This window comes from Pseudomonas sp. N-1-13 (assembly GCF_057787095.1).
The window spans coordinates 1137428-1163118 of sequence record NZ_JBYNRI010000001.1 but is presented as its reverse complement, the minus strand read 5'-3'; the positions used below and the strand labels follow the sequence as shown (position 1 = coordinate 1163118).

The 25691-nt window shown below is 60.5% G+C and carries 32 protein-coding genes; 3 read left to right on the top strand and 29 right to left on the bottom strand.

What is annotated here, in order from left to right; all coding sequences use genetic code 11:
• Positions 1–99 precede the first annotated feature (99 nt).
• The gene (locus AC3I65_RS05355) at positions 100–1026 is read left to right on the top strand and encodes a LysR family transcriptional regulator (protein ID WP_047230031.1); all 927 of its coding nucleotides are present in this window, start codon (positions 100–102) and stop codon (positions 1024–1026) included.
• 11 nt (positions 1027–1037) lie between these two features.
• On the opposite strand, the gene AC3I65_RS05350 is transcribed toward AC3I65_RS05355, so the two are convergent.
• The 3 genes from AC3I65_RS05350 to AC3I65_RS05340 form a co-directional block, all read right to left on the bottom strand.
• The gene (locus AC3I65_RS05350) at positions 1038–1400 is read right to left on the bottom strand and encodes a diacylglycerol kinase (protein WP_047230030.1); all 363 of its coding nucleotides are present in this window, start codon (positions 1398–1400) and stop codon (positions 1038–1040) included.
• 69 nt (positions 1401–1469) lie between these two features.
• A complete protein-coding gene (gene erdR, locus AC3I65_RS05345; RefSeq protein ID WP_047230029.1) occupies positions 1470–2123 on the bottom strand; it encodes a response regulator transcription factor ErdR in 654 nt (217 codons plus the stop codon).
• Between the two features lie 224 nt (positions 2124–2347).
• Positions 2348–3091, bottom strand: a complete 744-nt coding sequence (locus tag AC3I65_RS05340) for a tRNA-uridine aminocarboxypropyltransferase (RefSeq protein WP_305467587.1) — start codon at positions 3089–3091, stop codon at positions 2348–2350.
• 181 nt (positions 3092–3272) lie between these two features.
• On the opposite strand from AC3I65_RS05340, the gene AC3I65_RS05335 reads away from it, so the two are divergent.
• Positions 3273–3695 carry a PA3611 family quorum-sensing-regulated virulence factor gene (locus AC3I65_RS05335; RefSeq protein ID WP_047230027.1) on the top strand — a complete coding sequence of 141 codons (423 nt, stop codon included), beginning with the start codon at positions 3273–3275 and terminating at the stop codon, positions 3693–3695.
• Here AC3I65_RS05335 and AC3I65_RS05330 read toward each other — a convergent pair whose 3' ends face one another.
• Positions 3696–3890 (bottom strand): hypothetical protein, encoded by a 195-nt coding sequence (locus AC3I65_RS05330; protein ID WP_076386115.1) that lies wholly within the window; start codon positions 3888–3890, stop codon positions 3696–3698. It abuts the gene before it with no gap.
• Positions 3891–4340: 450 nt separating this feature from the next.
• Here AC3I65_RS05330 and AC3I65_RS05325 point away from each other — a divergent pair, with 450 nt between their 5' ends.
• Entirely contained in the window at positions 4341–5459 is a 1119-nt protein-coding gene (locus AC3I65_RS05325) for an LOG family protein (RefSeq protein ID WP_274090923.1), read from the top strand.
• A gap of 46 nt (positions 5460–5505) precedes the next feature.
• On the opposite strand, the gene recX is transcribed toward AC3I65_RS05325, so the two are convergent.
• From recX to AC3I65_RS05200, 25 genes are all read right to left on the bottom strand, one after another.
• Positions 5506–5973 (bottom strand): recombination regulator RecX, encoded by a 468-nt coding sequence (recX, locus tag AC3I65_RS05320; protein WP_047230024.1) that lies wholly within the window; start codon positions 5971–5973, stop codon positions 5506–5508.
• An 8-nt stretch (positions 5974–5981) separates the two neighbouring features.
• Complete coding sequence (recA, locus tag AC3I65_RS05315) at positions 5982–7034, bottom strand: recombinase RecA (protein WP_047230023.1); 1053 nt, start codon at positions 7032–7034, stop codon at positions 5982–5984.
• Positions 7035–7117: 83 nt separating this feature from the next.
• Positions 7118–7618, bottom strand: coding sequence for a CinA family protein (locus tag AC3I65_RS05310; RefSeq protein ID WP_047230022.1), 501 nt, complete (start codon positions 7616–7618; stop codon positions 7118–7120).
• 69 nt (positions 7619–7687) lie between these two features.
• Entirely contained in the window at positions 7688–8224 is a 537-nt protein-coding gene (locus AC3I65_RS05305) for a lysis system i-spanin subunit Rz (RefSeq protein ID WP_047230021.1), read from the bottom strand.
• Positions 8206–8769, bottom strand: a complete 564-nt coding sequence (locus AC3I65_RS05300) for a glycoside hydrolase family 19 protein (protein ID WP_488523523.1) — start codon at positions 8767–8769, stop codon at positions 8206–8208. Before AC3I65_RS05300 ends, AC3I65_RS05305 begins: the two co-directional genes overlap by 19 nt.
• A gap of 20 nt (positions 8770–8789) precedes the next feature.
• Positions 8790–9239 carry a tail fiber assembly protein gene (locus tag AC3I65_RS05295; RefSeq protein ID WP_047230019.1) on the bottom strand — a complete coding sequence of 150 codons (450 nt, stop codon included), beginning with the start codon at positions 9237–9239 and terminating at the stop codon, positions 8790–8792.
• Complete coding sequence (locus AC3I65_RS05290) at positions 9240–10139, bottom strand: gp53-like domain-containing protein (protein ID WP_047230018.1); 900 nt, start codon at positions 10137–10139, stop codon at positions 9240–9242.
• 120 nt (positions 10140–10259) lie between these two features.
• A complete protein-coding gene (locus tag AC3I65_RS05285) occupies positions 10260–10820 on the bottom strand; it encodes a tail fiber assembly protein (RefSeq protein WP_047230017.1) in 561 nt (186 codons plus the stop codon).
• A gap of 8 nt (positions 10821–10828) precedes the next feature.
• Positions 10829–11923 carry a phage tail protein gene (locus AC3I65_RS05280; protein WP_305467581.1) on the bottom strand — a complete coding sequence of 365 codons (1095 nt, stop codon included), beginning with the start codon at positions 11921–11923 and terminating at the stop codon, positions 10829–10831.
• Positions 11924–11934: 11 nt separating this feature from the next.
• The gene (locus AC3I65_RS05275) at positions 11935–12534 is read right to left on the bottom strand and encodes a YmfQ family protein (RefSeq protein ID WP_305467579.1); all 600 of its coding nucleotides are present in this window, start codon (positions 12532–12534) and stop codon (positions 11935–11937) included.
• Entirely contained in the window at positions 12522–13562 is a 1041-nt protein-coding gene (locus AC3I65_RS05270) for a baseplate J/gp47 family protein (RefSeq protein ID WP_419417656.1), read from the bottom strand. The genes AC3I65_RS05275 and AC3I65_RS05270 overlap by 13 nt, the downstream gene beginning before the upstream one ends.
• Entirely contained in the window at positions 13552–13950 is a 399-nt protein-coding gene (locus AC3I65_RS05265; protein ID WP_488523522.1) for a phage GP46 family protein, read from the bottom strand. Before AC3I65_RS05265 ends, AC3I65_RS05270 begins: the two co-directional genes overlap by 11 nt.
• Positions 13950–14459: a phage baseplate assembly protein V gene (locus tag AC3I65_RS05260; RefSeq protein WP_076386133.1), complete on the bottom strand. Its 510-nt coding sequence runs from the start codon at positions 14457–14459 to the stop codon at positions 13950–13952. Before AC3I65_RS05260 ends, AC3I65_RS05265 begins: the two co-directional genes overlap by 1 nt.
• Before the next feature lie 252 nt (positions 14460–14711).
• Positions 14712–15752 (bottom strand): phage baseplate assembly protein, encoded by a 1041-nt coding sequence (locus AC3I65_RS05255; RefSeq protein ID WP_417693658.1) that lies wholly within the window; start codon positions 15750–15752, stop codon positions 14712–14714.
• A 3-nt stretch (positions 15753–15755) separates the two neighbouring features.
• Positions 15756–16994: a DNA circularization protein gene (locus AC3I65_RS05250; RefSeq protein WP_076386137.1), complete on the bottom strand. Its 1239-nt coding sequence runs from the start codon at positions 16992–16994 to the stop codon at positions 15756–15758.
• Positions 16981–18555 (bottom strand): phage tail protein, encoded by a 1575-nt coding sequence (locus tag AC3I65_RS05245; RefSeq protein WP_488523521.1) that lies wholly within the window; start codon positions 18553–18555, stop codon positions 16981–16983. The genes AC3I65_RS05250 and AC3I65_RS05245 overlap by 14 nt, the downstream gene beginning before the upstream one ends.
• A 130-nt stretch (positions 18556–18685) precedes the next feature.
• Positions 18686–18982 (bottom strand): phage tail assembly protein, encoded by a 297-nt coding sequence (locus AC3I65_RS05240; RefSeq protein WP_047230006.1) that lies wholly within the window; start codon positions 18980–18982, stop codon positions 18686–18688.
• Positions 18979–19326 carry a phage tail tube protein gene (locus AC3I65_RS05235; RefSeq protein WP_003198314.1) on the bottom strand — a complete coding sequence of 116 codons (348 nt, stop codon included), beginning with the start codon at positions 19324–19326 and terminating at the stop codon, positions 18979–18981. Before AC3I65_RS05235 ends, AC3I65_RS05240 begins: the two co-directional genes overlap by 4 nt.
• A 67-nt stretch (positions 19327–19393) precedes the next feature.
• Positions 19394–20890: a phage tail sheath subtilisin-like domain-containing protein gene (locus AC3I65_RS05230; protein ID WP_047230005.1), complete on the bottom strand. Its 1497-nt coding sequence runs from the start codon at positions 20888–20890 to the stop codon at positions 19394–19396.
• Positions 20890–21072: a DUF2635 domain-containing protein gene (locus AC3I65_RS05225; RefSeq protein WP_047230004.1), complete on the bottom strand. Its 183-nt coding sequence runs from the start codon at positions 21070–21072 to the stop codon at positions 20890–20892. Before AC3I65_RS05225 ends, AC3I65_RS05230 begins: the two co-directional genes overlap by 1 nt.
• The gene (locus AC3I65_RS05220) at positions 21069–21653 is read right to left on the bottom strand and encodes a phage tail terminator protein (protein ID WP_488523520.1); all 585 of its coding nucleotides are present in this window, start codon (positions 21651–21653) and stop codon (positions 21069–21071) included. The genes AC3I65_RS05225 and AC3I65_RS05220 overlap by 4 nt, the downstream gene beginning before the upstream one ends.
• Positions 21654–21792: 139 nt before the next feature.
• Positions 21793–22809, bottom strand: a complete 1017-nt coding sequence (locus tag AC3I65_RS05215; protein ID WP_488523519.1) for a phage late control D family protein — start codon at positions 22807–22809, stop codon at positions 21793–21795.
• A 9-nt stretch (positions 22810–22818) separates the two neighbouring features.
• On the bottom strand, positions 22819–23031 hold the full coding sequence (locus AC3I65_RS05210) for a tail protein X (protein WP_047230001.1): 213 nt from the start codon (positions 23029–23031) through the stop codon (positions 22819–22821).
• The gene (locus tag AC3I65_RS05205; RefSeq protein WP_047230000.1) at positions 23024–23407 is read right to left on the bottom strand and encodes a phage tail protein; all 384 of its coding nucleotides are present in this window, start codon (positions 23405–23407) and stop codon (positions 23024–23026) included. Before AC3I65_RS05205 ends, AC3I65_RS05210 begins: the two co-directional genes overlap by 8 nt.
• A complete protein-coding gene (locus AC3I65_RS05200; RefSeq protein ID WP_488523518.1) occupies positions 23407–25566 on the bottom strand; it encodes a phage tail tape measure protein in 2160 nt (719 codons plus the stop codon). The genes AC3I65_RS05205 and AC3I65_RS05200 overlap by 1 nt, the downstream gene beginning before the upstream one ends.
• Positions 25567–25691: the final 125 nt, after the last annotated feature.

Genomic DNA, 25691 nt, shown 5'->3' with positions numbered 1-25691 from the left:
TGCCTGCGTCGTTAATTTGCGCAATTGCATCGCATTCTAATGGCGGCGACAATATCTGTTAAATGAATTATTAAGATAAGGGTTATCGGTTATATCGATATGCGATTTACTCTACGTCAACTTCAAGTCTTCGTCGCCGTCGCCCAGCAAGAGAGCGTGTCCCGTGCCGCGGGCCTGCTCAATCTTTCGCAGTCGGCGGCCAGCACCTCCATCACCGAACTGGAGCGCCAGTCCAGCTGCCAATTGTTCGACCGCGCCGGCAAACGCCTGAGTCTCAATGCCTTGGGCAAACAACTGCTGCCCCAGGCGGTGGCGCTGCTGGACCAATCCAAGGAGATCGAAGACCTGCTCAACGGCAAGTCCGGTTTCGGCTCACTGGCGGTCGGCGCCACCCTGACCATCGGCAATTACCTGGCGACCTTGCTGATCGGCAGTTTCATGCAGCGTCATCCGGAAAGCCAGGTGAAGCTGCATGTGCAAAACACTGCCAATATCGTGCACCAGGTTGCTCACTATGAAATTGATCTGGGTCTAATCGAAGGCGACTGCAGCCATCCGGACATCGAGGTCCAGAGCTGGGTCGAGGATGAACTGGTGGTGTTTTGCGCCCCTCAACATCCGCTGGCCAAACGCGGCCAGGCGACCATGGAGGAACTGACCCATGAGGCGTGGATTCTGCGGGAGCAAGGTTCCGGCACCCGCCTGACCTTCGACCAGGCCATGCGTCACCATCGCAGTGCGCTGAACGTACGTCTGGAACTGGAACACACCGAAGCCATCAAGCGAGCCGTGGAATCAGGCCTGGGGATTGGCTGCATTTCACGCCTGGCCCTGCGTGACGCCTTCCGGCGCGGCAGTCTCGTAGCCGTGGAAACCCCGGACATGGACCTGGCCCGGCAGTTTTATTTCATCTGGCACAAACAAAAATACCAGACGTCGGCCATGCGCGAATTCCTCGAGCTGTGCCGGGCATTCACCGCTGGCGTGCAGCGCAGCGACGAAATCGTCCTGCCCCCCATTGCCTGAGCGCCGGGGCACTAGAGCAAAATCAGGCCCCACACCAAGGCAATCATGCTCAAAGCAACGAACTGAGCGGCACTGCCCATGTCCTTGGCATTTTTCGACAACGGGTGCAGCTCCAGGGAAATGCGGTCGATGGCCGCCTCCACCGCCGAGTTGAGCAACTCCACGATCAATGCCAGCAGGCAGACCGCAATCAGTAGCGCCTGCTCGACACGGCTGACATTCAGGAAGAACGACAACGGAATCAGGATGACGTCGAGCAAGACCAACTGACGAAACGCGGCTTCACCGACGAAGGCCGCGCGCAGGCCGTCCAGAGAATAGCCGGAGGCGTTGAGGATGCGTTTCAGGCCGGTTTGGCCTTTAAAAGGCGACATAAGTGGGCAACTGATCAAAAGGGGTGGAGAAGCTAATTCAAACCCGGTCAAAAAAGCGTGAACAAAACGCTACGATTGCGGTGAAATAGACTCAAGTTGCTGCAGCAGCAAGGCCGCCTGGGTCCGGGTGCGCACATTCAGTTTACGAAAGATTGCAGTGACATGGGCCTTGATGGTGGCTTCGGACACGTTCAACTCATAGGCAATCTGCTTGTTCAGCAGGCCTTCACACACCATGGTCAACACGCGGAACTGCTGCGGAGTGAGGCTGGCCAGCCCTTCGCTGGCGGCCTTGGCTTCGTCGGACACGCTCACAGCTTCGAATGCCTGGGGAGGCCAGGACACATCGCCATCCAGGACCGCCTTGACGGCTACCTGGATCATCTCAAGGGAACTGGATTTAGGAATGAAACCACTGGCGCCGAACTCCCGGGCCTTGACCATCACCGAAGCTTCTTCCTGGGCTGAAACCATCACCACGGGAATTTGCGGGTATTGGCCGCGCAGCAAGACCAGCCCGGAAAAACCATAGGCGCCCGGCATGTTCAGATCCAGCAGCACAAGATCCCAATCGGCCTTTTCAGTCAGCCGGGCCTCCAGTTCCGCAATACTGGCCACTTCCGTGAGTCGGACATCGGGGCCCAGCCCCATGGTCACCGCCTGATGTAACGCGCTGCGAAAGAGCGGATGGTCATCGGCTATCAGGATTTCGTATGTGGCCATTTTTCAAATGATCCTGTTTTTAATGGCAGGCCCGATGCACTCACGCCTCGCCCAAGCAACTCAAGACACCGACATGCCGCGGCATCAAAGGGGTACGTTCAACGCCAACACGTAAAAACACGGCGTTTCAAACCTTGGCCGTACCCTAATCGGCGCCAAGCATGCCCAGCGAAACCGGGGTGGTCAAGCAGCACGGCCGCTACCGTGTTCAGTATGGGCCACTATTAAGCCAACACTGGCTGCGCCGTACGAATAAAGGGCTGCAACTCAGCGTGGGCCGCAGTGGACACATCCACCTCCTGCTGTCGTTTGGCACCCAGGTAATGCTGGCTGAACACATCGAAATAGGCATCCAGGGCCGAGGCAGCGTCACTGTCCCCAGCCAGTTCCAGACACAACGCCGCCACTTCGGCGGTGCACAGATGCTCGCTGCGAGTCGAGCGGCGCAAGCGGTAGCGCGACAGCCTGTCGGGCAACAGGCTCAGAATCGGCAAACGGTCGAAATACGGGCTTTTACGGAAAATCTTGCGCGCCTCGGTCCAGGTCGCATCCAGCAGAATGAACAACGGACGCTTGCCCTGATCGAGGTTGACGGTATGTGTGACCCGCGATGGTTCGACATACTCACCGGGAAACACCAGATATGGCTGCCATTGCGGGTCGTTGAGCAGCGCCAGCAGTTGTTCGTCGACGTCGGTGCGTGACCAGATGAACGCGTGATTGTCGCGCACTACGTCAGCAATCAGCCAACCCGTGTTGCTCGGCTTGAACACTTCCTTGTTGGTCATGATCAGGCAGACACCCGAACGAGCCTCGACGCTCGGACGCCAGGCGCACAGGCAATGGCTCTCGATCACCCGGCAGGCGCTGCAACGGGGCGCGCGCCAGCCACGGGCCTGAATCGGCTTGATACCTTCATCGATGCGCAGGTCGCGCAGACGGGCTACGGCGTTAGGGGCATGGTTCATCGCAGGCGACGCCGACAGGCAGGGAAAATCGACACGAACAAGACTCGGCAGGATAAAGGCCGGCAGTCTACCAGAGCGCGCAAACCTGTACCGTCCACCCGGCCTACCCTATAATTCGCCACCACTGAACGCACAGCCATGTGACCGGTCGAACCACCAGTCACTGAACCAGGAGAGTTTCATGCTGCGCCTTATCGTCCCCACCGTTGCCGTGCTACTGGCGACGTCCGTCACCGCACAGGCCGCTTCGCTGAAAGAACTCGAACTGAACAAGATGCTGCGCAATGTAGCCGCGCAAAGCAGCGCCGGCACGCCCCGGGCAATCAACGAGGACATTCTCGACCAGGGCTACACCGTAGAAGGCACTGAGCTGATCAATCATCTGAGCGTGCAAAGCAGCCACGCCCAGAAAATGCGGGCCGACCCCAAGGCCGTCTATTTCCAGCTGGGTGCCACCGTGTGTACCAACCCAGGCTTGCGCAAATTGATGGCCCAGGGCGCGACCATGCGCTACGAGTTCACCGAAGTTAAGACCAATCGCCCCATTGCGACTGAGCGCTTCCAGGAATCCGACTGCCCGAAACCGGCCAAGACCAAAAAATAATCAACCCGAACTGGCGCGCCGCTGCTCATCGTCGGCGCGCAGTTCCGCCACCAGCGCCTGCAGGTAGCGCGAGCGCCATGCTCGGCCTTCCAACCGGCGACAGCACTCCTCCTCGAGGCTTACCCGATTAGCATGAGCCGCTTCCAACAGCGTCAGGTACAACTGCTTGTCGAGCTCCAAAGTTACTCTGGTCATCAGTCCCGCCTCCATGCCCGATCCACTTCAATCCATCGCGCAGCGTCCAGTCCTGGACGCGCCATAGCATTGAATGCTTGCTAATCAGTTAATCAGAGCGGCGCGCACCTAGTTGGCAATCTGACGAGCGGCATGACATTTGAGCGGTTGCCAACGATGTTTTTTGAGCGCCATGATCAAGACAGCGAAGATCCGCGCGAGGGACTAGATTCAAAAGTATCTCTTTGCTTCAGGCAGAACGAGGCTGCCCTACCGACACCTTTGCGCGTGACAGTTCTTTCATACAAGGGAAACGCAGAACCCGCAGGATGGCTTGGTCGCCTGTCGCACGCCGCGTCGAACCAGGTCGAACGTCCAGGCACGGTCCTGGGCTGACAACGACACACGGAGTGTCGTGGCCCTGACGAATCTCTCGTTCGGGCTGGGGTTTTGCCAAGAAGGAGAAGCTGAATGCCTTACAAACCGAATGACTTGCTGAGTCGTCATTTTGAGAACCATGGACACGACCTCACCCGCAAGGTCGAAGAGCAACTCAACCTGGTCTCCCCCAACAGCCCGAACCTCCCCATCTACCGAGACATGATCCTGACCGTCCTGCGCATGGCCCAGGAAGATCACAACCGCTGGAATGCCAAGATCACGCTGCAGGCCTTGCGAGAACTGGAGCACGCTTTTCGCACGCTCGAACAATTCAAGGGCCGACGCAAGGTCACGGTCTTCGGTTCGGCCCGAACGCCCATCGAACATCCGCTGTACGGCCTGGCCCGGGAACTGGGGGCGGAGTTGGCACGCTCGGACATGATGGTCATCACTGGCGCCGGCGGTGGCATCATGGCGGCCGCCCATGAAGGCGCTGGCCGGGACCACAGCCTGGGTTTCAACATCACCTTGCCTTTCGAACAGCATGCGAATCCGACCGTTGACGGCACGCAGAATCTGCTGCCGTTCCACTTCTTCTTCACCCGTAAGCTGTTCTTCGTCAAAGAGGCCGACGCGCTGGTGCTCTGCCCGGGCGGTTTCGGCACCCTCGATGAAGCGTTGGAAGTCCTGACGTTGGTGCAAACCGGTAAAAGCCCGCTGGTGCCGGTGGTGCTGCTGGACGTGCCGGGGGGCAAGTTCTGGCAAGGCGCCCTGCACTTCATCCGTGAGCAACTGGAAGAAAACCGCTACATCCTGCCCACCGATATGAAGTTGATGCGCCTGGTGTACAGCGCTCAAGAGGCAGTAGAGGAGATCAATCAGTTTTACAGCAACTTCCACTCCAGCCGCTGGCTCAAACATCAATTCGTGATCCGTATGAATCACAAGCTGAACGAGCAGGCCCTTGGGCATTTGCAGGCGGAGTTTGCCGACCTGTGCCTCAACGATTGTTTTCATCAACACGCCTACGCCGGCGAGGAACACGACGAGGCCCGTTTCAGCCATCTGACCCGACTGGCCTTTACCTTCAATGCCCGCGATCACGGTCGTTTGAGGGAACTGGTGGATTACATCAACCTGTCGGAAAACTGGGCCCAGCCCACCACCAAGGTCCAACCCCTCACCTGGGAGCCGATCAAGGTGACCTGAGTCCATAAAAAAACGGCCCGCTATCAAAATAGCGGGCCGTTGTTGTTTAGTCGTCCATGCCGCGACCGCTGAATAAACGGTTGATCATTTCCATGGAATATCCTCGATATGCCAGGAAACGTCCTTGCTTGGCTCGCTCCCTAGCATCGATGGGCAGATGCCCTGAGAACTTTCGACGCCAGGTGTCCGTCAGTTGCGCCTGCCAATCGATACCGCTTTCGCGCAAGGCCAGTTCGATATCCGGACGCTGCAAGCCACGCTGACCGAGTTCCTCACGAATTCGCAAGGGGCCGTATCCAGAGCGAGCGCGATAAGAGACAAAGCTCTCAAGGTAACGAGACTCCGACAACAAGCCCTCTTCCGTCAAACGGTCGAGGGCCGTGTCGATCAACTCATCTGGAGCGCCGCGCTGACGCAGCTTACGCGTCAGCTCGACTCGACCGTGCTCGCGCCTGGCGAGCAGGTCCATCGCGGTTCGCCGCACCGCGACGAGGTTATCGAGTACGACGGTCATCGAATCGATCAGATGTCAGCGTCAGCCAGGTCGTCTGCAGTCTCGCGGTTAGCCACCGACTTGACGTCCGCAACTGGGCTCAGAAGCTTGTCACGCAGTTGCTTCTCGAGGGTTGCTGCAATTTCCGGGTTATCCGCCAGGAACTTGGCCGAGTTGGCCTTGCCCTGACCGATCTTGGTGCCGTTGTAGGCATACCAGGCGCCGGATTTTTCGACGAAACCGTGCAACACACCCAGGTCGATCATCTCGCCATTAAGGTAGATACCCTTGCCGTAAAGAATCTGGAACTCCGCCTGACGGAACGGCGAAGCGACCTTGTTCTTCACAACCTTGACGCGGGTTTCGCTGCCGACAACCTCGTCGCCTTCTTTCACGGCGCCAGTGCGGCGGATATCCAGACGAACCGAAGCGTAGAACTTCAGCGCGTTACCACCGGTGGTGGTTTCCGGGCTGCCGAACATCACGCCGATCTTCATGCGGATCTGGTTGATGAAGATCACCAGGCAGTTGGCGTTCTTGATGTTACCGGTGATCTTGCGCAGGGCCTGGGACATCAGACGAGCCTGGAGGCCCACATGCATGTCGCCCATTTCACCTTCGATTTCCGCTTTTGGTACCAGTGCAGCCACGGAGTCGACGATGATCACGTCAACGGCATTGGAACGCACCAGCATGTCGGTGATTTCCAGGGCCTGTTCACCGGTGTCCGGCTGGGAAACCAGCAGGTCATCGACGTTAACGCCCAACTTGCCGGCATATTCCGGGTCCAGGGCGTGTTCGGCATCGACGAAGGCGCAGGTCGCACCGGCTTTTTGAGCCTGGGCGATCACGGACAGGGTCAGCGTGGTTTTACCGGAAGATTCAGGACCATAGATTTCAACGATACGGCCTTTTGGCAGGCCGCCGATGCCAAGCGCAATGTCCAGGCCCAGGGAGCCGGTGGAGATGGAAGGAATAGCCTGACGGTCCTGATCGCCCATACGCATTACGGCACCCTTGCCGAATTGACGTTCGATCTGACCCAAGGCCGCAGCCAAGGCTTTCTTCTTGTTGTCGTCCATTAAAGTCCTCACGTAATCAATAAGGCCTGACGGCCAACACCTGTATAAGTAGCCAGTATTATTCCACAGCGATTACAGATCGCCTACCCCTGATTTGAGATTTCTACAGCGGCATGTTGCAACAGCCCCTCTAGCGCGGCCTTCACCGTTTGTCGGCGGACCTCGTCGCGGTTACCCGGGAAGAATCGCTGCTCACTGATGACCGTCTCGCCAACGCCCCAGGCCAGCCATACAGTGCCCACTGGTTTGTTCGGCGTACCACCATCGGGGCCGGCCACGCCGCTGACCGCCACGGCAAAACGCGCCAGGCTTTTTTGCTGCGCGCCCCGCACCATTGCCTCGACCACCTCGCGACTGACCGCCCCCACCGTTGCGAACAGCTCGGCCGGCACACCCAGCTGCTGAGTCTTCTGGCGGTTGGAATAGGTGACATAACCCGCCTCGAACCACGCCGAACTCCCGGGAATGCGGGTAATCGCCTCGGCAATCCCGCCTCCAGTACAGGATTCGGCCGTGCTCACATGGGCATTGACCCGCTGCAGGCGTCGGCCCAGCTCAGCGGCCAATTCGGTAATGTCGTCCATGATGCTCTCCTGATTCGATGCAAGGGCCCTACCGTACACGAGCATTCCAGGCTTGCAAGGCTCGCCGGATCAGCGCCCCAATGCCCTGACGTACGCCTGACAGGCCTGCAGAGCGATCAATCCGCGATCCCCTTCGTCGGTGATGGCGATAATTCGTTGAGCATGCGCCGGGTCAAGTCGGGCGCGTGGGGGGCCATGATCCACGCCGCCGGCGCTGGCGGTGGCAGGCACTGCACAACCGGCGGCAACATCGTCGGCGTCGAGGAGGACTGACAGCCGGACATCGGCAGTAGCAAGACGATCGCGCAAGCGATCCTGATCACGTTGGGCATCGCTCAAGGCTCGGTAATGGGATTGTTCGCTGGCGGAGAGTTGTTGTTCCAGGGCTAGGCGCTTGTCTTGCTCGGCCTTCTGTTGAATCGCTGCTGCCTGGGTGATTTGATTCAGCGTCTGCGCCTGGACCTGGGCCGCTTGCGCCAGTTTCCGGTCATAACGCCACGCCTGGACTTGCCAGGCCAACACCGCCGGGCCGCCGGCCACCAACGCCAGCAACACAGCGACGCCAAGGGTGCGGGAAGAAAATGGCATCAGGTCGAAGGCTGACATAACACCGCCCTCGCCCGCGCCCAGAGTTGCAGACGATCCTGCAAGCCATTCAAACCGCCGTTGATACGGCGGGTGATGGTGTTGAACTGATCACGGTCGGCCAGTTCGTTCAAACCGTTCTGATTCCAGAACCAGGCGGCAGACTCAGCCGCCCATTGCGGTTGCTCCAGCAGTTGCGGCAATGCCAACAGTCGTTCATCGCCGAACAAACCCAGGCTGCAACGCCGATAATTGTCACGCCCGGTAATCTGAATCAGGCCGCGACCACGATATTGCTGACCGTCACCGTCGGCCTGGGGCGTATTGCCCAAGCGAACGGCCAACGATCCCGTGTCGTACCTGCTGAGATATTGCTCACTGCCAAGTTCGCGCACGTAGCGCAATTGCCCTGATTCATGGCCAATCTGGGCCAGAAACGCGGCCATGCGTTTGGGTGTGTCGACACGATGGCGCGACATCGCGGTGTTTAGCGCGGAAACAAAAACGCCCGCTTGGGCGCGGGCGTTGGGCATGATGTTGATGAGTTGCTGTTGGGTAACTTCCATAGATCAGTTCATCGAAGGCGTTATTGAAGTTGCTCGGCCAGCCAGGGTGGCGCGACCGGACGATATTCAGCAGTAGGGAAAAGCTCATGCTGTGGCCATTCCCTGAGGGCCCGTCGGTACGTCTGCAGTTGTGTGTATTGCGTCTGGTCCAGTGTGGTGCCGCTACCGTCGTCCATTTCATCGCGATCCCGCGCGACGAGACGGTCCGTTGCCGATAGCTGGGCATTGCGCCACGCATACTCGTTTTCAGCAGCTTGGCCTGACGTCAGAGGAGGTGGATCTACGAGGACGGGATAACCATTGTCAGGATTGACTGCAATTTTCTTGGGCGACATAGCCAGCTGCTGAAGCAACGACAGCCAATAGGCCCTGGGGACTTCGATGACATCTTCTGGGATATCCGAAGTATTGATACCCGGGACATAAGCGCCGCAGGTACTTGGACTGAACAACACAGTGAATTCGTTCACTCAATACCCCTTCGCAAAATAATATACACCCCACCCGGCCATCGCCTGTCCATCCATATTGCGAACCCGGAAACGACAGCCCTGTTTAGTACCGCTTCCTCCAACGAGAATAACCACCGCACCATCACCGCCGACATGGTTGGCTACAACAGAAGCAAAAGCGGTTGGAAATGAAATAGGAAAAGTGACGAACACATCGCCGTTAGCATCGGTCGTGCCGGCTCCCCATTGGTCGATAATCCCACTGGCGTATTTTTGATAACCCGGATTACCGAGATGACCTGAAAACAACGAGGTGTACTTCAGCACAATGGTGCCGCCGATCAGCCGCCATTGGTTGTCGAGTTTGACGAACTCCGCCGTTTCACCCCGCCCCAGATCGATTGGCCCCAAGGCGGCACTTGACGAACCTATCGTATCGGCAGCCGAGGCCGTCGATATGGTGACCACGCCGACACCAACGTTAATAAGTGTCAGCGTCGCCCCATGCATGATCCCGGTAGTGCCAGGCAGCGTGACGCTGATCGGCGTAGCACTGGCAAAACTGACGGCTCCGCCGATGTGCGCCAGTGTCAACGCGGTATTGGTTGCGTACGCAGCAAAGCCGGAATACTGCAGCCCGCTACGTCTCACGAACTCCGTGGTGGCTACTGACCCGTCACTGTCAAACTGCGCGGCGGTGGTAAATAACCCGTTGCCACGCAACGCCGTCAAAAGTTGATTGCTCAGTTGTTCCGAGGGTGTCAGCCCGGCGGCTTGAATGACATTGAGCATCTCCTGCGTGACGCCATTGCCCCAACTGGCGGGGATCAAAGACCCCGGCGTCCCCGTCAAGGGATCCTCATCCACAAACCTGCCATTCACTAAACCCGCACTGGGCACACTTCTTGGATAGTCCACGTTGTCCTCCCTTGATATTCAAACAGCCAAAAAACAGGCAATAGAAAACTGCGCCTGTTGATTCGCCCAACAGAGCCCGAAAAAAATTGAGAAGGTTTAAGCGGTTTGGTCCGTGCCGCTTTAAGCCGCAGACTCAGGCACGACCGGCCAGTTGATGTCGGTTGGAAAACCGGTTTGGTGCTGGATACGGTTCAACTCGACGCAGTAGAGCTTCCACTCCATCAGGGCCAGTTGTTCCTGGTCGTTGGCATCGCCGATGTCTTCGGCGTATTGAAGCGGTGCTATACGCAAAACCGCCTCACGAAGAAATGTATCGCGCTTGGCCAGAACTTGAACCTTGGTATCGTTCAACTGAGATTCGCCATCGAACTGCCAGGCATTATTAGTCCAGATATAGTAATCGCCAGGCCATGGTTCAGCTGTAAAAGCTTCCGGCAACTCTCCAAGCTCACTCCAAATCTGTTGCCCTCCATCGTCCTTGCGATACACCACCCCGCGACAGTCAACTACCTCTCTAGGAACGTTATTCACCAGCGCCCACGTACGCCCGTTCTCAGATGAGGGTAGTTCAAAGGAAAGCTCAATGGCATTACTGGGAAGTTGAACACCAATACCTGGCGTCACGGAAAACTCTACGGGGCCTGACAAGACACCCGCTCTGTCAAATAGATAATAAAACACAAAGCACCTCAAATAAGTTTTATACGCGCTGGATAGGCTATGTTGCGCGGACGAGATTTAAAGGAATAGAGCAATGTATTGGCCGGATCCATCTGGTAAGTGGTCCCGGTGGGAAAAATGGGGCCACCGTTTACTAAATCTCCTATGATTTTAATTTCCTCACGGGTATTAGCACCGAATCCGGTAAGGCTATCGGACCATCTTGATCCAACCGCACCCGCGCCTTGGGCTCCTAATGCATGGGAATGAACAGTGCCAGGTTGAAAGGTACCCATTGTCCGCCCAACGTCTACCGAACGCCCTTCGTCCAAAACTCTTAAGAACTCCCCTCGCCCTTCAGGGCCGCGAAAGGTTAGCGCTCCATCACCAGTGGTCCATCTGCCTTCATTGCCTTCCCTAGTGGCTTCGATGCCAAGCATTCCGGACTGCTGGGCGTGATCCCAGAGCCAAGGCCATTCAGCACGCTTCATGATCGTGCCATTTAGCGCACCGTAGCCTCCCGGGCTCAGTTGGATGGTCGTCTCAAAAAAGGGGCGACCCAAGGGAGTGTTATCAAACCTCCCTACGGGCCACCAGCTCCCAGCACCGTCACTGCGCAAATGCCACCAGTCACCGCCGCCCATCAACACCAGAAATGGATAGCCAGCGACCGAAAGATGAGTATGAAATCTTATTCGATCGGTACCGGCAGTCTGAACCACAAGGCGATTACCGCTGTTATCAAGACGTCGAACGATGACGTCCCGCACACCCAACCCTGCATTCGCCGAAGGCAAACTAACAGTAGAAACACCAGCACTAGCATCAATCAGCACCAGCCCCAGCTCGTCGGCTGTCAGCGCTTTAGAAGCCGTTAACCGCGTCACCACCGAACGCATCGGGCTGCTACGCCCGAGAATAGCCTGCAACGCCTTGATCAACTGGCCGGTGTCCGCTTCAGACGGTGTGATGCCAGCGGCGGAGATCACGCCCAAAATCTCCTGTGTAACGCTGTTACCCCACACGGCGGGAATCAAAGATCCCGGCGTGCCTTCAACGGGATTTTCATCCACAAACCGACCGTTCACCAGCCCGACGCTGGGAACGCTTTTTGGATAGTCCATCTCTCTACTCCTTAGTCATAATTGATATGCACCCGCGTATGCGCCGGCGCACTACGATGAATCAGGCACTCGAGCGCCGATCCCGGATTGACGCCGAAACGCTCCCCCCAATAGCTGGCGCCAAAACGTCGGCCGAGCAGCAGGCGGCCTCCGGTGTTGAGGGTCCACATGAATTGCGCCTGCCAAGTGCCGAAGTGCGCTTCGCCGAAGCGGGCGCGGCCCATACGAGGGGCCTTGAGCTCGGTGATGGTGGCGTTGGGATAGCCCTGGCTCTTGGCGATTTCCACGTAATAAGCGATGGCCTGACTGCCCACCGCCAACAACCGCCGACGCACCGCCAACCGGCGATCGTCATACAGCGGTGTAGCGCCGAGGCACGGGTCGGGCAGGTTCATCACCCGCTCCCAATCCGGCACCAGCTCACTCACCCCCGCCGGGTCCATTTCGTGGAGCAGGTCGGCGGCGCGGGCGTCGAGACGCGCCAATTCCTGGGCGATGCCTTCGAGCACCTCTTCCAGTTCCGGCACACGCTCCGGGTCCCACGCCGGGCCGCTGGGCAGCAGGCTGCGCAGTTGGGCCTGGTACTGCTCGGCGGTTCTTATTCCAGCCATACGCAGCCTCCGAAGGTCAGCAACTGATTGCTGGCAGCGACCACGTCAGCGATGGGTGCGGTGAGTTTGTGGTCGGTTTCGCCGGTGGCGCTGCTGATGGCTTCGGCGATGTGGGTCAGCAACAGGGTTTCGCCGAGGCCAGCTTCGCGGTTATGCAGGTCGCGCAGTTGCGCTTCGATGGCGGCGCGCACGGCGCTGGTGTCCGGGGTAATGCGCAGCCGGTAGGTCACCGGCACCTGGGTTGGCGCCAGCACATGCACCTCGGCGGTGACCGGGCGCAGCGGCTCGATATAGGCCCGGACTTCTTCCAGTTGTTCGGCGTTGGGAATCGGCAGTGGATCGTCGTCACGCATGACGAACACGCCAACGGTGCCGGGCCCCAGGTAACTGCCACGACACCAGGCGCGGGTGATGCCAGGGCATTCCAGGGCCCAGGTTTCATAGTCCTGCGCGGAACCGCCGTGGGGAATGATGCGGTAGGAGCGGATCACCCTGGCTCGCAGGGATTCGAGGCTTTCCCGGGCGAGACCGCCGGTCAGCCCGGGCGCGAGCACGGTGAAGCTGTTGCCGATCCCAAGGATCGGCTGCACCGGCGTCAACACCAGGCCGGCATCGGCATTCCCCAGGCTACCGGCGTCCAACGCGGCGACAGTGGTGCTGTTCAGGCCATTGCTGGTGGTGCGGGCGCTGGTCACTTTGTAGGTGCGCCCATCGCTGGATTGCAGCAGCGTGTCGACATCCAGCACCGCACCAGTGGTGGCGGTGAAACTGACACTGCCGCTGGCCACCTGGGCCGCTTTGCGCGCCTGGTTCAGGCGCAGGGCGGCGATGCGCTCCAGGGTGGATTCGTCGGCCTTGTCCGGGAGGATCTGCTCAGCGATCCAATCCAGGTAGCCATACAGGCCATAGGCGGCGCCACCCAGGGTGCGGGCCAACACTTGGGCATCGGACTGGCGCAGCGAATCGCTGGCCAGGTCGCTTTGGGCGCGCTTGATCAGCACCGGCAGCGAAGGGGTTTCAAAAGGCATAGGTCACCTGCCAACTGTTATCGGGGTTGATGTCCAGGCGCTCGCCGTCGGCCAGGGTCAAAACCGTGCGCAGATTCAGGCGCTGGGCGTCGAGGCGTTCGCTGATGATGTCGATGGCGCTGCAATGGCCGTCGTCGATCAGCCATTGCAAGGCTTCGCGGGCATAGAATTCGGCGTCGAGCTGGGTCTGCCGGGTCAGCTTGACCCGGCGCAACAGCCACAGCCGCGAACCGATGCGGTCGTCGGCGACGGTGGGAAAAGTGTCGCCCCACCAGCCGAAACGTTGCTCGTCATCCACGGCATCGTCGTCAGCGGCGCGGCGCCAGGTGAACAGGCTGATCAGCACCGAGCGGGTCAGCGCGGCGTGCAGGTTCTGGCTGATGAACATCATTGGCCTCCCGCCGGCACGCCGGTCTGGCCGTTACCGGCCTGCACGCCGACGTGCACATGCTTGATCTGGCTGATGCCGCCGGCGATCTGGTCGCCCTGGGAAACGAGCTTGCCGGTGTGGTTGATGACCGGGCTGTCGATATTCACCGCGCTGCTGGCGCGGATGTTCAAGGTCGCGGTGTCGATGTCGATGACCCGACCGCGCTTGAAGTGGATCTTGTCGCCTTCATCGGTGTAGATCGCCACTTCGCCAGGGGCCAGGGCCTTGAGGCGGAAACGACGGTCGGCGACCACCAGCACCACGGCATGGGAACGGTCACCGCCCAGGAACGTGGCGATGCCCTCGGCACCCGCCAACGGGTTGCTGGTGAAGCCGTAGGGTTCGAAGTGCTCCATGTCGTCGTTCACTTCACCGGCGGTGAGGCGCATTTGCAGCGATTGCAACTTGGTGGCCGAATTGGCGAGCACGACAGTGCCGCGCGCCAGGAGTCGGGTCAGTAGGCTCATTGAGGTTTCCTTCGGAATCGGAAGTTTGAAAGCGGTGTTTATTGGCCATAACTTCGGTTGGCTGTACCGACGCCATCGCGAGCAGGCTCGCTCCCACAGGGGGATCTGTGCCGAACACACAACTTGTATCCACTGGAGATCCCTTGTGGGAGCGAGCCTGCTCGCGATGGCCTGGGCTCATTCAACATTGAGGCAAGCTGACCCACCGCTTTCGCGAGCAAGCCCGCTCTCACAAGGAGTTTTGCGTTGGGCTCAGGTTTTGGGCGGCACCGGGTTCGCGTCGAACGTATGGGGCGGGGCGACTTGCAGGGTGGTGACGGAGCCTTGGGCGGACAGTGAATACGTCACTTTGGAGATCAGCATGTCGCCGTCAAACCCCAGCACCGGGTCGATCACTCGCACCAGAGTGTTATGTCGCCACAAATCACCATTGGCCTGACGCCAGCCCTGCACGCGGTAGGTCGTGGTCAGGGCCTTGCCAGTGCGGATGGCGCTTTCCCAATCGGCCCGTTGCTGGGCCAGCTCGAAGGTCAATTGCGCGCTTTCGCTGATCACCGTGACCCGCTTGCGCTTGAAGCCCAGGTCGGTCGCGGTGCCGCAGACTTCGCTCACCGCCGCCCCGCTCTGCTGGTCATTGCCTTTGTGCTGGCCGATGACCCGGTATTCGGAGAACACCTGGCTGTAGTCCATCGGTGCATTGCCCGAGAGAATGTTTTTCCCCAGTTCCAGCACATCACTGGCTCGCCCGCCACTCCCGGGTTTGGCCAGCAACACGCGGCCTTCGGCATCGTCAGTGGAAAACACCCGGAACAACGTCAGCAGACGGTCGATGGATTGAAAGACCGTTTCCCCCGGCACGATGCTGTGTTCGCTCAACCGAGCGGTTTCAGGGATCTCACTGATCACTCCCACGCCATATTGCGAGGCCAGGGCCTGGACGATGCTCAGCACCGTTTGCCCGCGCCATTGGCTCGGGCGATTGATCGCCGCGCAGTCCACCAAGTCCTGGGTCCTGGAACCACCCTCGATGCTCAGGCTGATCTGGCGCCCGTCATAACTGACCGGGGCTTTGAACACGTAGCCGCTGAGCACCAGGTCGGCACCGATGCGCACCTGACATTCATCCCCAGGTCGAATCGGCACCGACTGAGTCTGCCCCGGCCATTGCCAGGTGATGTCGAGTTTGAAGGTGCGGAACTGCCGCTCCAGGTCCGCACTGATTTCCACGCTTTTCCAGCCGCCGTAATCCAGCCCGCCGACGGTGAGCGAGACAGCGTTGTCGAGCTCGTTCATGGTTTATTCCCCCGAGACTTTCAGGTCGTTGGGCGGCAGGAAACCAGGGTGAGCCACGCCATTGCGCTGGGTCACTTCGGTGACCCGGGTAGCATCGGCAAATTGCTGATACGCCACCACCAACGCCGGCAGGCTTTGCTTGAACGACAGGTTGATCAGCCTTACGCCCGACGACGCTACCGCCGTCAGGTGCGCGGCCATCTGCTGACGCAAATTGTTCATTGCCTGGTAGTGATCCGGATCGGCCTTGAGCGAGGCTTGCCAGATGGCCTCGTTGAGGGCATCGCGCAGGGCCAGCACATCGTCGGCCACCGGCACGTCACGACGCTGGACCGGCTGCACCGCCTGCTGCGCCACCGATGGGGTGGCGCCCAACTTGACCGCCGGTGCGGCCACCGGCATCGCCGCAATCCATTGCGCGGCCTGCACCAACAGCGTGTCCTGCACCAGATCGGCCACGGCCTGGGCCGCCGCCGTGGTGTCCTTGCCAGTGGTGAGTTTGGGGGCGTCCGCCTTGCGAATCGCCTCGACCTGTTGCGACACGCTGGCAATCACGCCGCGATAGCCGTCACGGGCAAAGTCCTTCAATTCCCGGATGTCCCCCAGCAACCCTTTGAACTCGGCCGCCACTTCCTTGGGCAGCTCCTTCACCGCCTTGACCAGATCGCTGAGTTGCCGATAAGTCTCGATCAACGGTTTGAGTTCCTGCTCGATGACGCCGTAGACATCCTTGAGGCTGTTGCGCAGGTCAGCGATGCCGATCCGCGCGGCCTTGATCAGCGTCATCGCGTCTTCGAAGCGCCGCACCGCCGCCCCCAGGAAACTGTCAGCCGACACCAGCAACAGTTTCTGGCTGTTGATCGCGGCCGACGGGAATTGCAGCGGTTGGTCGGGATAGAACTTCAGGGCAAAGGTCACCAGGCCACCGTCCTGACGGGTGTGGGTCATGTCGCATTCACCGACCTTGACCTGCAAGCGCCCCAACCACGGATGCACCAGTTCGCCGCTGCCCTGCTCCAGGGCCTTGAGCAACTTGTCGCGTTGCTCCAGGCAATCGGGGCCGACGATGAACGCGGTCAGCTCATGAATCTTCGCTTGCTGACCGAGACCTTCGAAGAACGGCTGGTCACGCTGGGGATATTCATGCAACTGACCCTTGTGGCCGACCGGGGTTTTCGCCTGATCGACCCAGAACCCGACACCACGAAACGACGCCGGCAACAAACGATCACGCCAGCTCATTGGAACCTCCTGTGGAAAGTGAGCGATAGCCGATGCGCGAACTCACCGCCAGGGCCGGTTGATTGGTCTGTGGTGGATCGGCGCGCAAACCGGCCGGCGCGTTTTCGAAGCGCACGGTCAGGCCGCCTTCGAGCTGCGTGCGATTGTTGGCGGCGCTTTGTTGCACCAGGGCGCTGGAGGTTTGCGGCAATGCGCCTGGCGTCAATGAGGTTTTCATCGGCAGGTTGCCGGACGCCGGCGCAAGACTGGAAGACAGGCCCGCTGGCGGCTCACTGGCCCCACCAAAAAACGCCGGCGCCAGCTCGCCCTTGCCTTCGGCATTGGTCTGGCGCTGCGCCTCGGTCAACCCTTCGACCTTGCCGGTGAACGAGGTGATGATTTCGCCGAAGCCGCCGTTGAAGAACGCCTTGATCGGTGCAATCACGCCCTGCAGTTCGTCCCACCACTGGCTGAACCATTCACCCACCGGCCCCCACTGTCGGGTCAGGCCCTCAATGGGCGACCAGTCGAACAAACCGCTGAACACCGCCAGCATGATCGACACCTGATTGCGAATGCCTTCCCAGATCCCGGCGAAGACTTCCCCGATCGTGCCCCAGTTGGCCATGATCAGCCCCAGCGGCGTCCAGTCGAACAGACCTTTCAGCGCGTCCATTACCGGCACAGTCAACGCCTTGAGCAGATCCCAGATCGCTGCGAACAACCCGCTCAGGGGAGCCCAGTTGCTGACGATCAAACCCAACGGTGACCAGGCGAACAGCGTCTGCATGAAACCGATGACCGGCGTTGCGGCCGCCACGATGACATTCCAGAGCGCGCCAAAGAAGCTGCTGATCGGGCCCCAGTTGCTGATCACCAGCCCCATCGGGGTGAAGGCGAACATCGTCTTGAAGAACTCGACCATCGGCATGACGATCGGCGCTAGCTTCTGCCAAAGCCCGGCGAAGAACGCCGAGATTGGTGTCCAATGGGCGATGATCATTCCGGCCGCCAAGGCGATGCCCATGGCAATCAAGCCGATGGGGTTCATCTTCAAGGCCAGGTTGACCACTTCCAGCGCCTGGCTCGCACCACTGACCGCCGTTTGAATCGCATTGAACGCCACGACGCCAGTCGCCAGGCCCTGCACCAATTGCGGGTTATCCTGCAGCACCTGGGCCACACCCGTGACCATCGGCTGCAAGCTGGCTGCCGCCGCGTTGACCGCCGGCCCCAGGGCCGAACCGAACTGTACCGACACATTGCTGATGGAAGTCTTCAATCCATCCAGGCTTTGTGCCGCCACACGCGGCGCCTCAGGTGCCTTCAAGCTGCTGGCCGCCGCGTTCGCCGCGCCCACTTCACCTTTGAAAGCCTCTGCTGACGTGAGCCCCTCCATGAACGGTTTGGCCAGGCCGCCCTCGGGGAGCAGAGCGGAAATATCCAGGCTGCCAAGGCCCGTGGCATCGAGGTTCTGCTTGAAGCTGGCGACCTTCGCTCGAAGACTGGCAAGCTTGGGCGACAGCTCATCGATGCCGGTCAGCAGCACTGCTTTTTTCTCTACCTTTTGTGTCTCTGCCATCACTGCACCTGCTGCATCGCATTGATCCGTTGCGCGTGCTCCAGGGACTCGCGGAGCACATCCAGTGGCCTGGCCATCATCTGTTCGGGGTCAACCTTCCAGAACCAGGCCAGGTCATAGGCGGCTGCGATCAGGTCGCCGATGGCTGCGACGCCGCACTCATGAAAAAACTCGCGACGGCCCAGCTCAATGCGTTGAGGTCAGCCAGGTCCAACTGGTTGACCGACGACGGCGGGATGCCGGCGCAGACCGCGATGTATTTGGCCGCGACGTCCATGTCCAGGCTCACCTCCTCGCTCTTGTCGATCTTGTACGGCAGCGCCTTGATCGCACGGACCTCCTGCACCGTCGGACGGCGCAGGGTCAGTTCGCTCAGCGGCTCGCCGTGGGCCTCAATGGCCACGCGCAGCGTCACGACATCGCTCATTGCCAGGTCCCCTTGATGCCTTCGAATTTCAGTTCGATGGTGGCGTCGTCGCCCTTGGACACCGGCTCTTCCACCAGGTAGGCGCCGGCCAGTACGTAAACCTTGCCGTTGTTGAATTCGCAGGTGACGGTCATGTCGGTGCCAGCGACCAGTTGCTTGAGCGGGAAGTCCGCGGTGTGCAGCGCCGTCACCTTGAAGGACGGGGCAATGTCGGTTTCCTTGTAGAAACCCGGTACGACGGTTTCGCGTTTGGTGAACATCAGTGGCGCTTCGCAGCCGCCGTTGATGGTCAGTTGAGCGCCGTCCACTTTGACGTAGCAGGTGCCCGCAATCAGTTGACCCATGGTGTTTCTCCCTTCAAATAAAAAGCCCACACGAGGTGGGCGCAGTTCATACGTTCAAACGCGACTTTCAGGCGGCGTCGTCGTATTGCAGACGGAACTGGTTGAGCAGTGCGAACACCCGCAAACCATTGATGTAGTCCGGCGGGAACAGCACATTGACCCGGCTCGGGTCCTGACTGTCACGCTCGACAACCAGGTGCTCGGCGAACAGCTCGGCGTTTTCCACGTGGCCTTCCAGCTCCAGCTTGGCGTACTGGGCGATCAACTCGCCGCGAATGGTGCTCGGCGTCACGATGGGCTGGCCGGCGCCGAAACGGGTGCCGTCGGCAGCCAGTTTGTGGCGCCCATATTTGCTGGTGATCACACTTTGCAGGCGACGCACGATGAACGCCGACTGGTGCATGGTTTCGCTGTCCAGGTAGGAATTGTCAGCCTGGCCAAAAGCGTTCTTCTGATAGGTGGTGATCGAACGCTGGATGCGCACGTAGCCACCTTCGTAGTACGCCGTGGCGATACCGTAGTTGAGCAGCGACTGACGCTCGGTCAGGGTGAAACGTTCGCTGGCCGGCGCCGGATCCAGGCCTGGCAGACTGCCGCTCTGGGTCGGACGGCTGGCGTCGGCGGAAATGAACACCGCAGTACGGGCGGCCAATGCAGCGGCCTGGACCCAGAACGGTTGCGGCACACCCAATTCCAGGGCCTGGATAGTCATGTGCTGGTCGTTGCGCGCCTGACCGGCCGCCACCAGGGTGCCGATGGTGCCGCGCTTGGCGCTGTAGACATGGCCGAACAACTGCTTGGCCCAGGACCAGCGACCAGTGCTGTCGTCCATGACCGCTTGCCAGGTGTTGAGGCTTGCCACGTCGGACCACGGCATCGCGATGAATTCGAACGGCTCGTCACCCAGCGCCGCGACGGCGGCCGTCTGGTCCGGCACACCGGCCCCACCGGTCATTGCCGTGATGGCGGTGGTCAGGCCGGCCGGGGTGTCTTCGCCATTACTCTTGCCCAGGCGATTGAATTGCAGGCTGATGTCGTTACCGCTGTCGCCGGTCCATTTGGCGCTCAGGGTCACAACACCCTCGGCAGCCGCAGCAATCACCGGCAGATCGGCCGCCGCGTTGATCTTCAAGGCCAGCGCAGTGGCGGCTTGAGCGGCCGTCGCTCCATTGACGATAGCCGCTTGAACACGCACGCCACCCACATACAGATTGAGCATGCCGCTTTGAGTGGCGGCGCCGGTCAGGGTCAGCACGCCCTGGGCAATGGCACCTTCGACGTTGTGCAGCGGCAGGCACCAGATCTCGCCCAGCGGGTCGGTCTTGCGCCAGGTTTCGTACATCGAGGCAAGCATCGAACCTTGACCGCCGATGTTTTTGGCCAGCGCAACGCTGGACACCAGCACCAGTTTACCGACCTCGGCCGGGGCCACGTTGTCGTTGACCTGAGCCACGATCAACCGGCGCATGGCCGACGACGCGCTATTGGCCGCCGAGTTGTCCATTTCGGCGTAGAACAGCGGAACACGAATGTCCGCGGGAATGTTGCTGAATCCGATCGCCATTATTTGGCTCCCTGTGGTTTTGCCGCTTTCACGGTTTTGGTAGTGATATCGCCATCGGCCAGACGTCGACGCCACCAGGCGCTGTCCGGTACTTCACGGCCCTCGAGGGGCAACAGATCGCCCGCTTCCGGGTCCGGTACGGCACGGCCCGGGGCCGGCAGCACGGTGATGCGTTTGCTCATGGGGTTACGTCTCCAGAGAAGGTCAGTTCCACGCGCCCATCAGGGCCGGGACGTTTCAGGTTGGGGTCCGCCGGGTCGATGGCATCGACCCGCACGGTGGCCCCGGTAAAGGACGACAAGCCGTCCAGTTCACGCTCGTGCCAGCTTTCGGCAGGCTGGCTCGCCAGATTGCGGCCCAGCTGGAACTCGGCGAAAAAGTGCAGCCGGTACAACACGCGGCTGCTGTTGATGGAAACCAGTTCGCTGCCGTCGTACTCGATGCCGGTGTAGTCACCACCGGGCTTGAACCCCACCAGCGCCCGCCATAGTTCGGCGCGCAGGTCGTGCAGCAGATCCAGCGCTTTTGTCGCATCGGTGGCGTCGAGCACCAGTACGGTGTCGAAACGGTCACGCACCGCTTGCAGCGTGGCGTTCTGGGCGGCGTTCTTGCTGGCAACGTCGGCGCTTGGCAGGACATAGGCGCAGGGGGGTTGCAACGGCATGTCGGCTTGCAACGTGGCGAGGTCAAACCCTGCTGCCACGCGATTGCCGAGCGCAGGACATTGCTCACGCAGTTGCGTGAGGATCGGAGTGATCTTCATGGAGGTGCTCCAGTTGTATGGAAGGCGCAGTCAGAACTGTGGGAGCGAGTCTGCTCGCGATGGCGGTGTGTCAGGCAACATCAATGCTGGCTATGACGGCCTCATCGCGAGCAGGCTCGCTCCCACAGGGGAGTGGTGTTTAGGCCCCGGCATCCAGGCAGGTTGCATCAATCCTGCTGCGATAGCTTTTTTCCCGATCGCCGCTGGCGGTGACTTTGTCGATCGACCAGCGCCCGCGCATGAAGTCCGGCCAGGAGGCGTCCAGCAGCACGATGCCTTCGGCGCACAAGCCTGGATTGCCGGGGCATTCGATCGCCACCTTGAGTGCTTCGCGCATCATCCGGCGTACCTCGCCTTCACCGGCGGCGCGAGCATCGTTGGCGCTTTGAAAGCGCTGGCGAAGGGTCTTGAACGGCGCGATGCCGCTCTCCTCGACGCGCATTTTCCCTGCCGCCGCATCCCACCAACTGGCCTTGCAGCCCTGGTATTTCGCCCGGGCGGTGTCATCCAGGACGGCGGAGATAAAGGCGTTGTCGCCCGGGCGGTTATTCGTCGTCACCGACAGTTTTGTCTCGGGCAGGACTTTGCCCGACAAAGACTTCGCCTGCCCCCGGCGCGCCAGCACATACAGCTCGTTGACCGGCTTGGCGACGGCGTCATAACGGTGAGCCAGTCGCGTCAGAAAACCCATGTCGGTTTCGTTGGACTGATCGATGTGCTCGATTTTTATCAGCGCCAGGTCCGGCGCCACACGCGGGGAAAACCCGTGTCTGGAGGTCAACTGACGAAACAGCGCGCCCAGGGTCGTCGGACCATGACTGACGGATCGCCGTTGCTTGAAACCGGTCTGATCGGCCGCACTGAACGGCGCCGCCGTCGCGACAAGCGTCAGGCGCAGGGGAAACAGCGTCGGCGTGCGCCGGGTCACGACGAACTCACCTTTATCCACCAGCCCCGACTCCAGATAACCGACCCGCAGGCCGATTTTCCCGCCCAGGCTGGGCAATCCTTCAAGCCCTTCCAGGCTGATGGTGAGCGTCAGTTGATCGGACTCAATCCCCGCCGCGTCGATGTGCGTCCAACTGAGCAAGCGTTCGTTGAGCAGCGCCGCGTTCGCACCGTAGATTTCCACCGCTGGCGTGAAACCCAGTGACATATTGCCTCCTTAATCCCAGGCCGAAACCGGTGTGGGTGCGACGGGCTGTAGATCCACTTCCGGCAGGACAATCCATACACCCGCCGGCAATACCGGCCCCCACTCGGCCAGCTTCGGATTGAGTCGCCAGAGCGCCTCTTCGGCGGCATCGTCACAACGCTCAAGCTCGCGGTACAGCAACAGATTCACCGAATCACCGGCGATACTTCGAACCCTACGCATTGGCGAACTCCGTCAATTCAATCACCCAGCCGACCACCATCGCGGTGCCGTCATCAATGATCTCGGTCTGGGTTTCCGACACCTTGTTGATCTGCCATAGGCCCCAGTTGCGGCCGATGCCGTCAACCAACGGCACCGGAGCGCGTCGGGCCTGTAATGCACGCAGCTCATCGAGTCGGTCCATGGCAGTGGCGTACATCGACTTGCCGGTGATCGTCAGCGCTTGCAGCCCTTGACCGACCTGACTGGATTTGGGTTTGCTGGTGAGGATGTCGATGCTTTTCCAACCGCCATCCGAGGTGCGGACCAAGGAGTGGTAGGCGAAGTTTCTGGACAGACCGAAAATGAAACTGCCCAGTGCCATTTGCTGACGCATCACGTACCTCCGTCAGTCAGCGCCGCATCACTGCGCATGGCGAGTGAGTTGGGCATGGTTGTCAGGCCGAACTGGCCCGAGAGCTGTTGCACAACCAGGTTGGCCAACTGACTGGCACTGGCCTGGTCCTGGCCGTTGATGTAGATGTTTGCGGTCATGGTGTTCTGATGAGTGCTTGTCGGGGTGCTGGTCAGGTCTTTGCTGACCTGCTCTGGAGCGGCGAGTCTGTCGGTGGGTGCGACGAGTTTTTCGCCCAGAGACGCCCCGGCATCGCTCCCCAACCAACCGCCCAGCAGTCCGCCGATCAGCCCACCAATGGCAGTGCCGATCACCGGAACGACGCTGCCCAAAGCGGCACCGGCCGCGGAACCTGCGGCAGCGCCTGCCCAGCCGCCACCTGCGGCTCCCAGGCCTGCGCCCATCATCCGTTTGTCGCCGGTGAGCACTCCCTCGGCTACATCAGCGACGGCGCCGACGACTTTCAACGGGCCGGGCGCCTTGCGAGTCATCGAGCGCAATGAGGCCGTTGGCGCGAGTGAAAAACGCCCTGCGCCTCCCTGTGAGCCTCGTGGCCTTCTCGTGGATTCGGGACGCTGGTTGGCATTGCTTGTATCCAGCTTGCCCACACGAGGATTTCTGAGATCTTCGGAGATCACCTCACCCAATCGGCCGGGAAGGTGCGGGGCGGCCCTACCCAGCACTCGCTTGGCCACCTGACTGGACATTTCATCCACTACGGCCTTGAGCAGCACACCCACCAGCGGTTTGATCGCTGCGGCAACAAGCACAATTGCAGCGGTGGCTTTAGGTGAGGATTCAGCCAATTCACTCATGCCATCGGCCAGCGAACCCAGCCACTGGGACGAGGTATCCGCCGAAGGCATCAGGGCATTTCCCGTAGCCACCGACAAACGCTCGCTACGGGCGTTGAGGATGTTCAGCTGGCCTTGTTGGGTTTTCGACAGCGCCAACGCGTCCTGCCGCACCGAGCCGTCGTTGCCCAATTGCGACGTGGCATATTGGCCTGGGTCTTTCACCTGCAAGAAGGCTGCGTTCACATCAGGCAGTTTCTGCGCCATGCGCAGCACCGCCTCATCGCCATTGCCGAAGAGCGTGCCGGCAAGGGCCGAGCGCTTGTCGGCCGGTTGCGCGTTCAAGGCCGCCAGCACCGTCATCACCGTGCCAGACGCCGTGTCCTTGTCACGCAAGCCGCTCGCCACCGCCGTGGGCGCCAGACCCAGCTGTTTCCAGGCCGTTTGCTCGGTGGCGGAGGCCTGGTCACCCTTGCCCAGGGCCGTCGTGAAACTATCCAGCGCCACCCCGGCTTCAGCTTGTTGGGTACCGGTATTGAGCAATGCCGCCGTCAACGCGGCGGCTTGTGCAGGGGCCAGGCCCGCCGTCGTCGCAGCGGCACCTTCACGCTGCAAGACCGCACCGATCTCAGCCGCTTTCGCACCGTTGGGTAATTTGCCCAATTGGTTAGCGGCATCCGCCAGGTCAAAGGCTTGCGCGCCGCTGAGCTTCATGGAGATGCGCCAGTCGGCCAGCATTTCGGCGGCCTTCATGGCCGGCATCTCGAACGCCGCCGCGGTGACGCCAGCATCCGAGGCGAAGTTCGACAGGACCAACTGTCGCTCCGAGGCATCGTGCACATCGCTACCGATGCCTTTCCTGGCCGCCAGGCTTTGCATCCTCACCACTTCAACCGCCGTGGTGCCCCCGCCCGCCACCAGCGGTGCGGTGGCGATCTGCGGGGTTGACTCAGCCACCTGTTGAATCTGGCGCGGTCCGAATTGGCTGGCCTTTTTCAGATCGGCCATGGCCGAATCCATCGCTATCGCAGGTTTGAGCAGCGCCGGTGGTTCGATACCGCCACCCGACTTCCCCTTGGGCTCACTGGCTGACTCACCCTTGGCGCCGGCGCCCATCGTTTGGGAGAACAATCGTTGCGCCGACAGTTTCACGGTCAGCGACTCGATCGCCGTGGTCAGCAACCCGAGTTTGAGCCCGAGTTTGTCCAGCACCCGATCGAGGCTCAGCAGCTGATCCCCGGCGAACGCACCTTGCGCTGCCACACCACTCGTGAGGCTGGTATTACCGAACGCCAGCCCGCTCTCATTGAAGGCTGCGTATTTGAGCGAATATTTATCGTCCGCCATCCGGCCCTACTCCTTTTTCACGCCAAGGCGAGTCATCGCGATGTCGTAACGACGTAATGCCTTGCCGACGTCCCACTCCAGAATTTCCGCTTCACTTACCGGGTAAATGAGCGGCACCACATCGA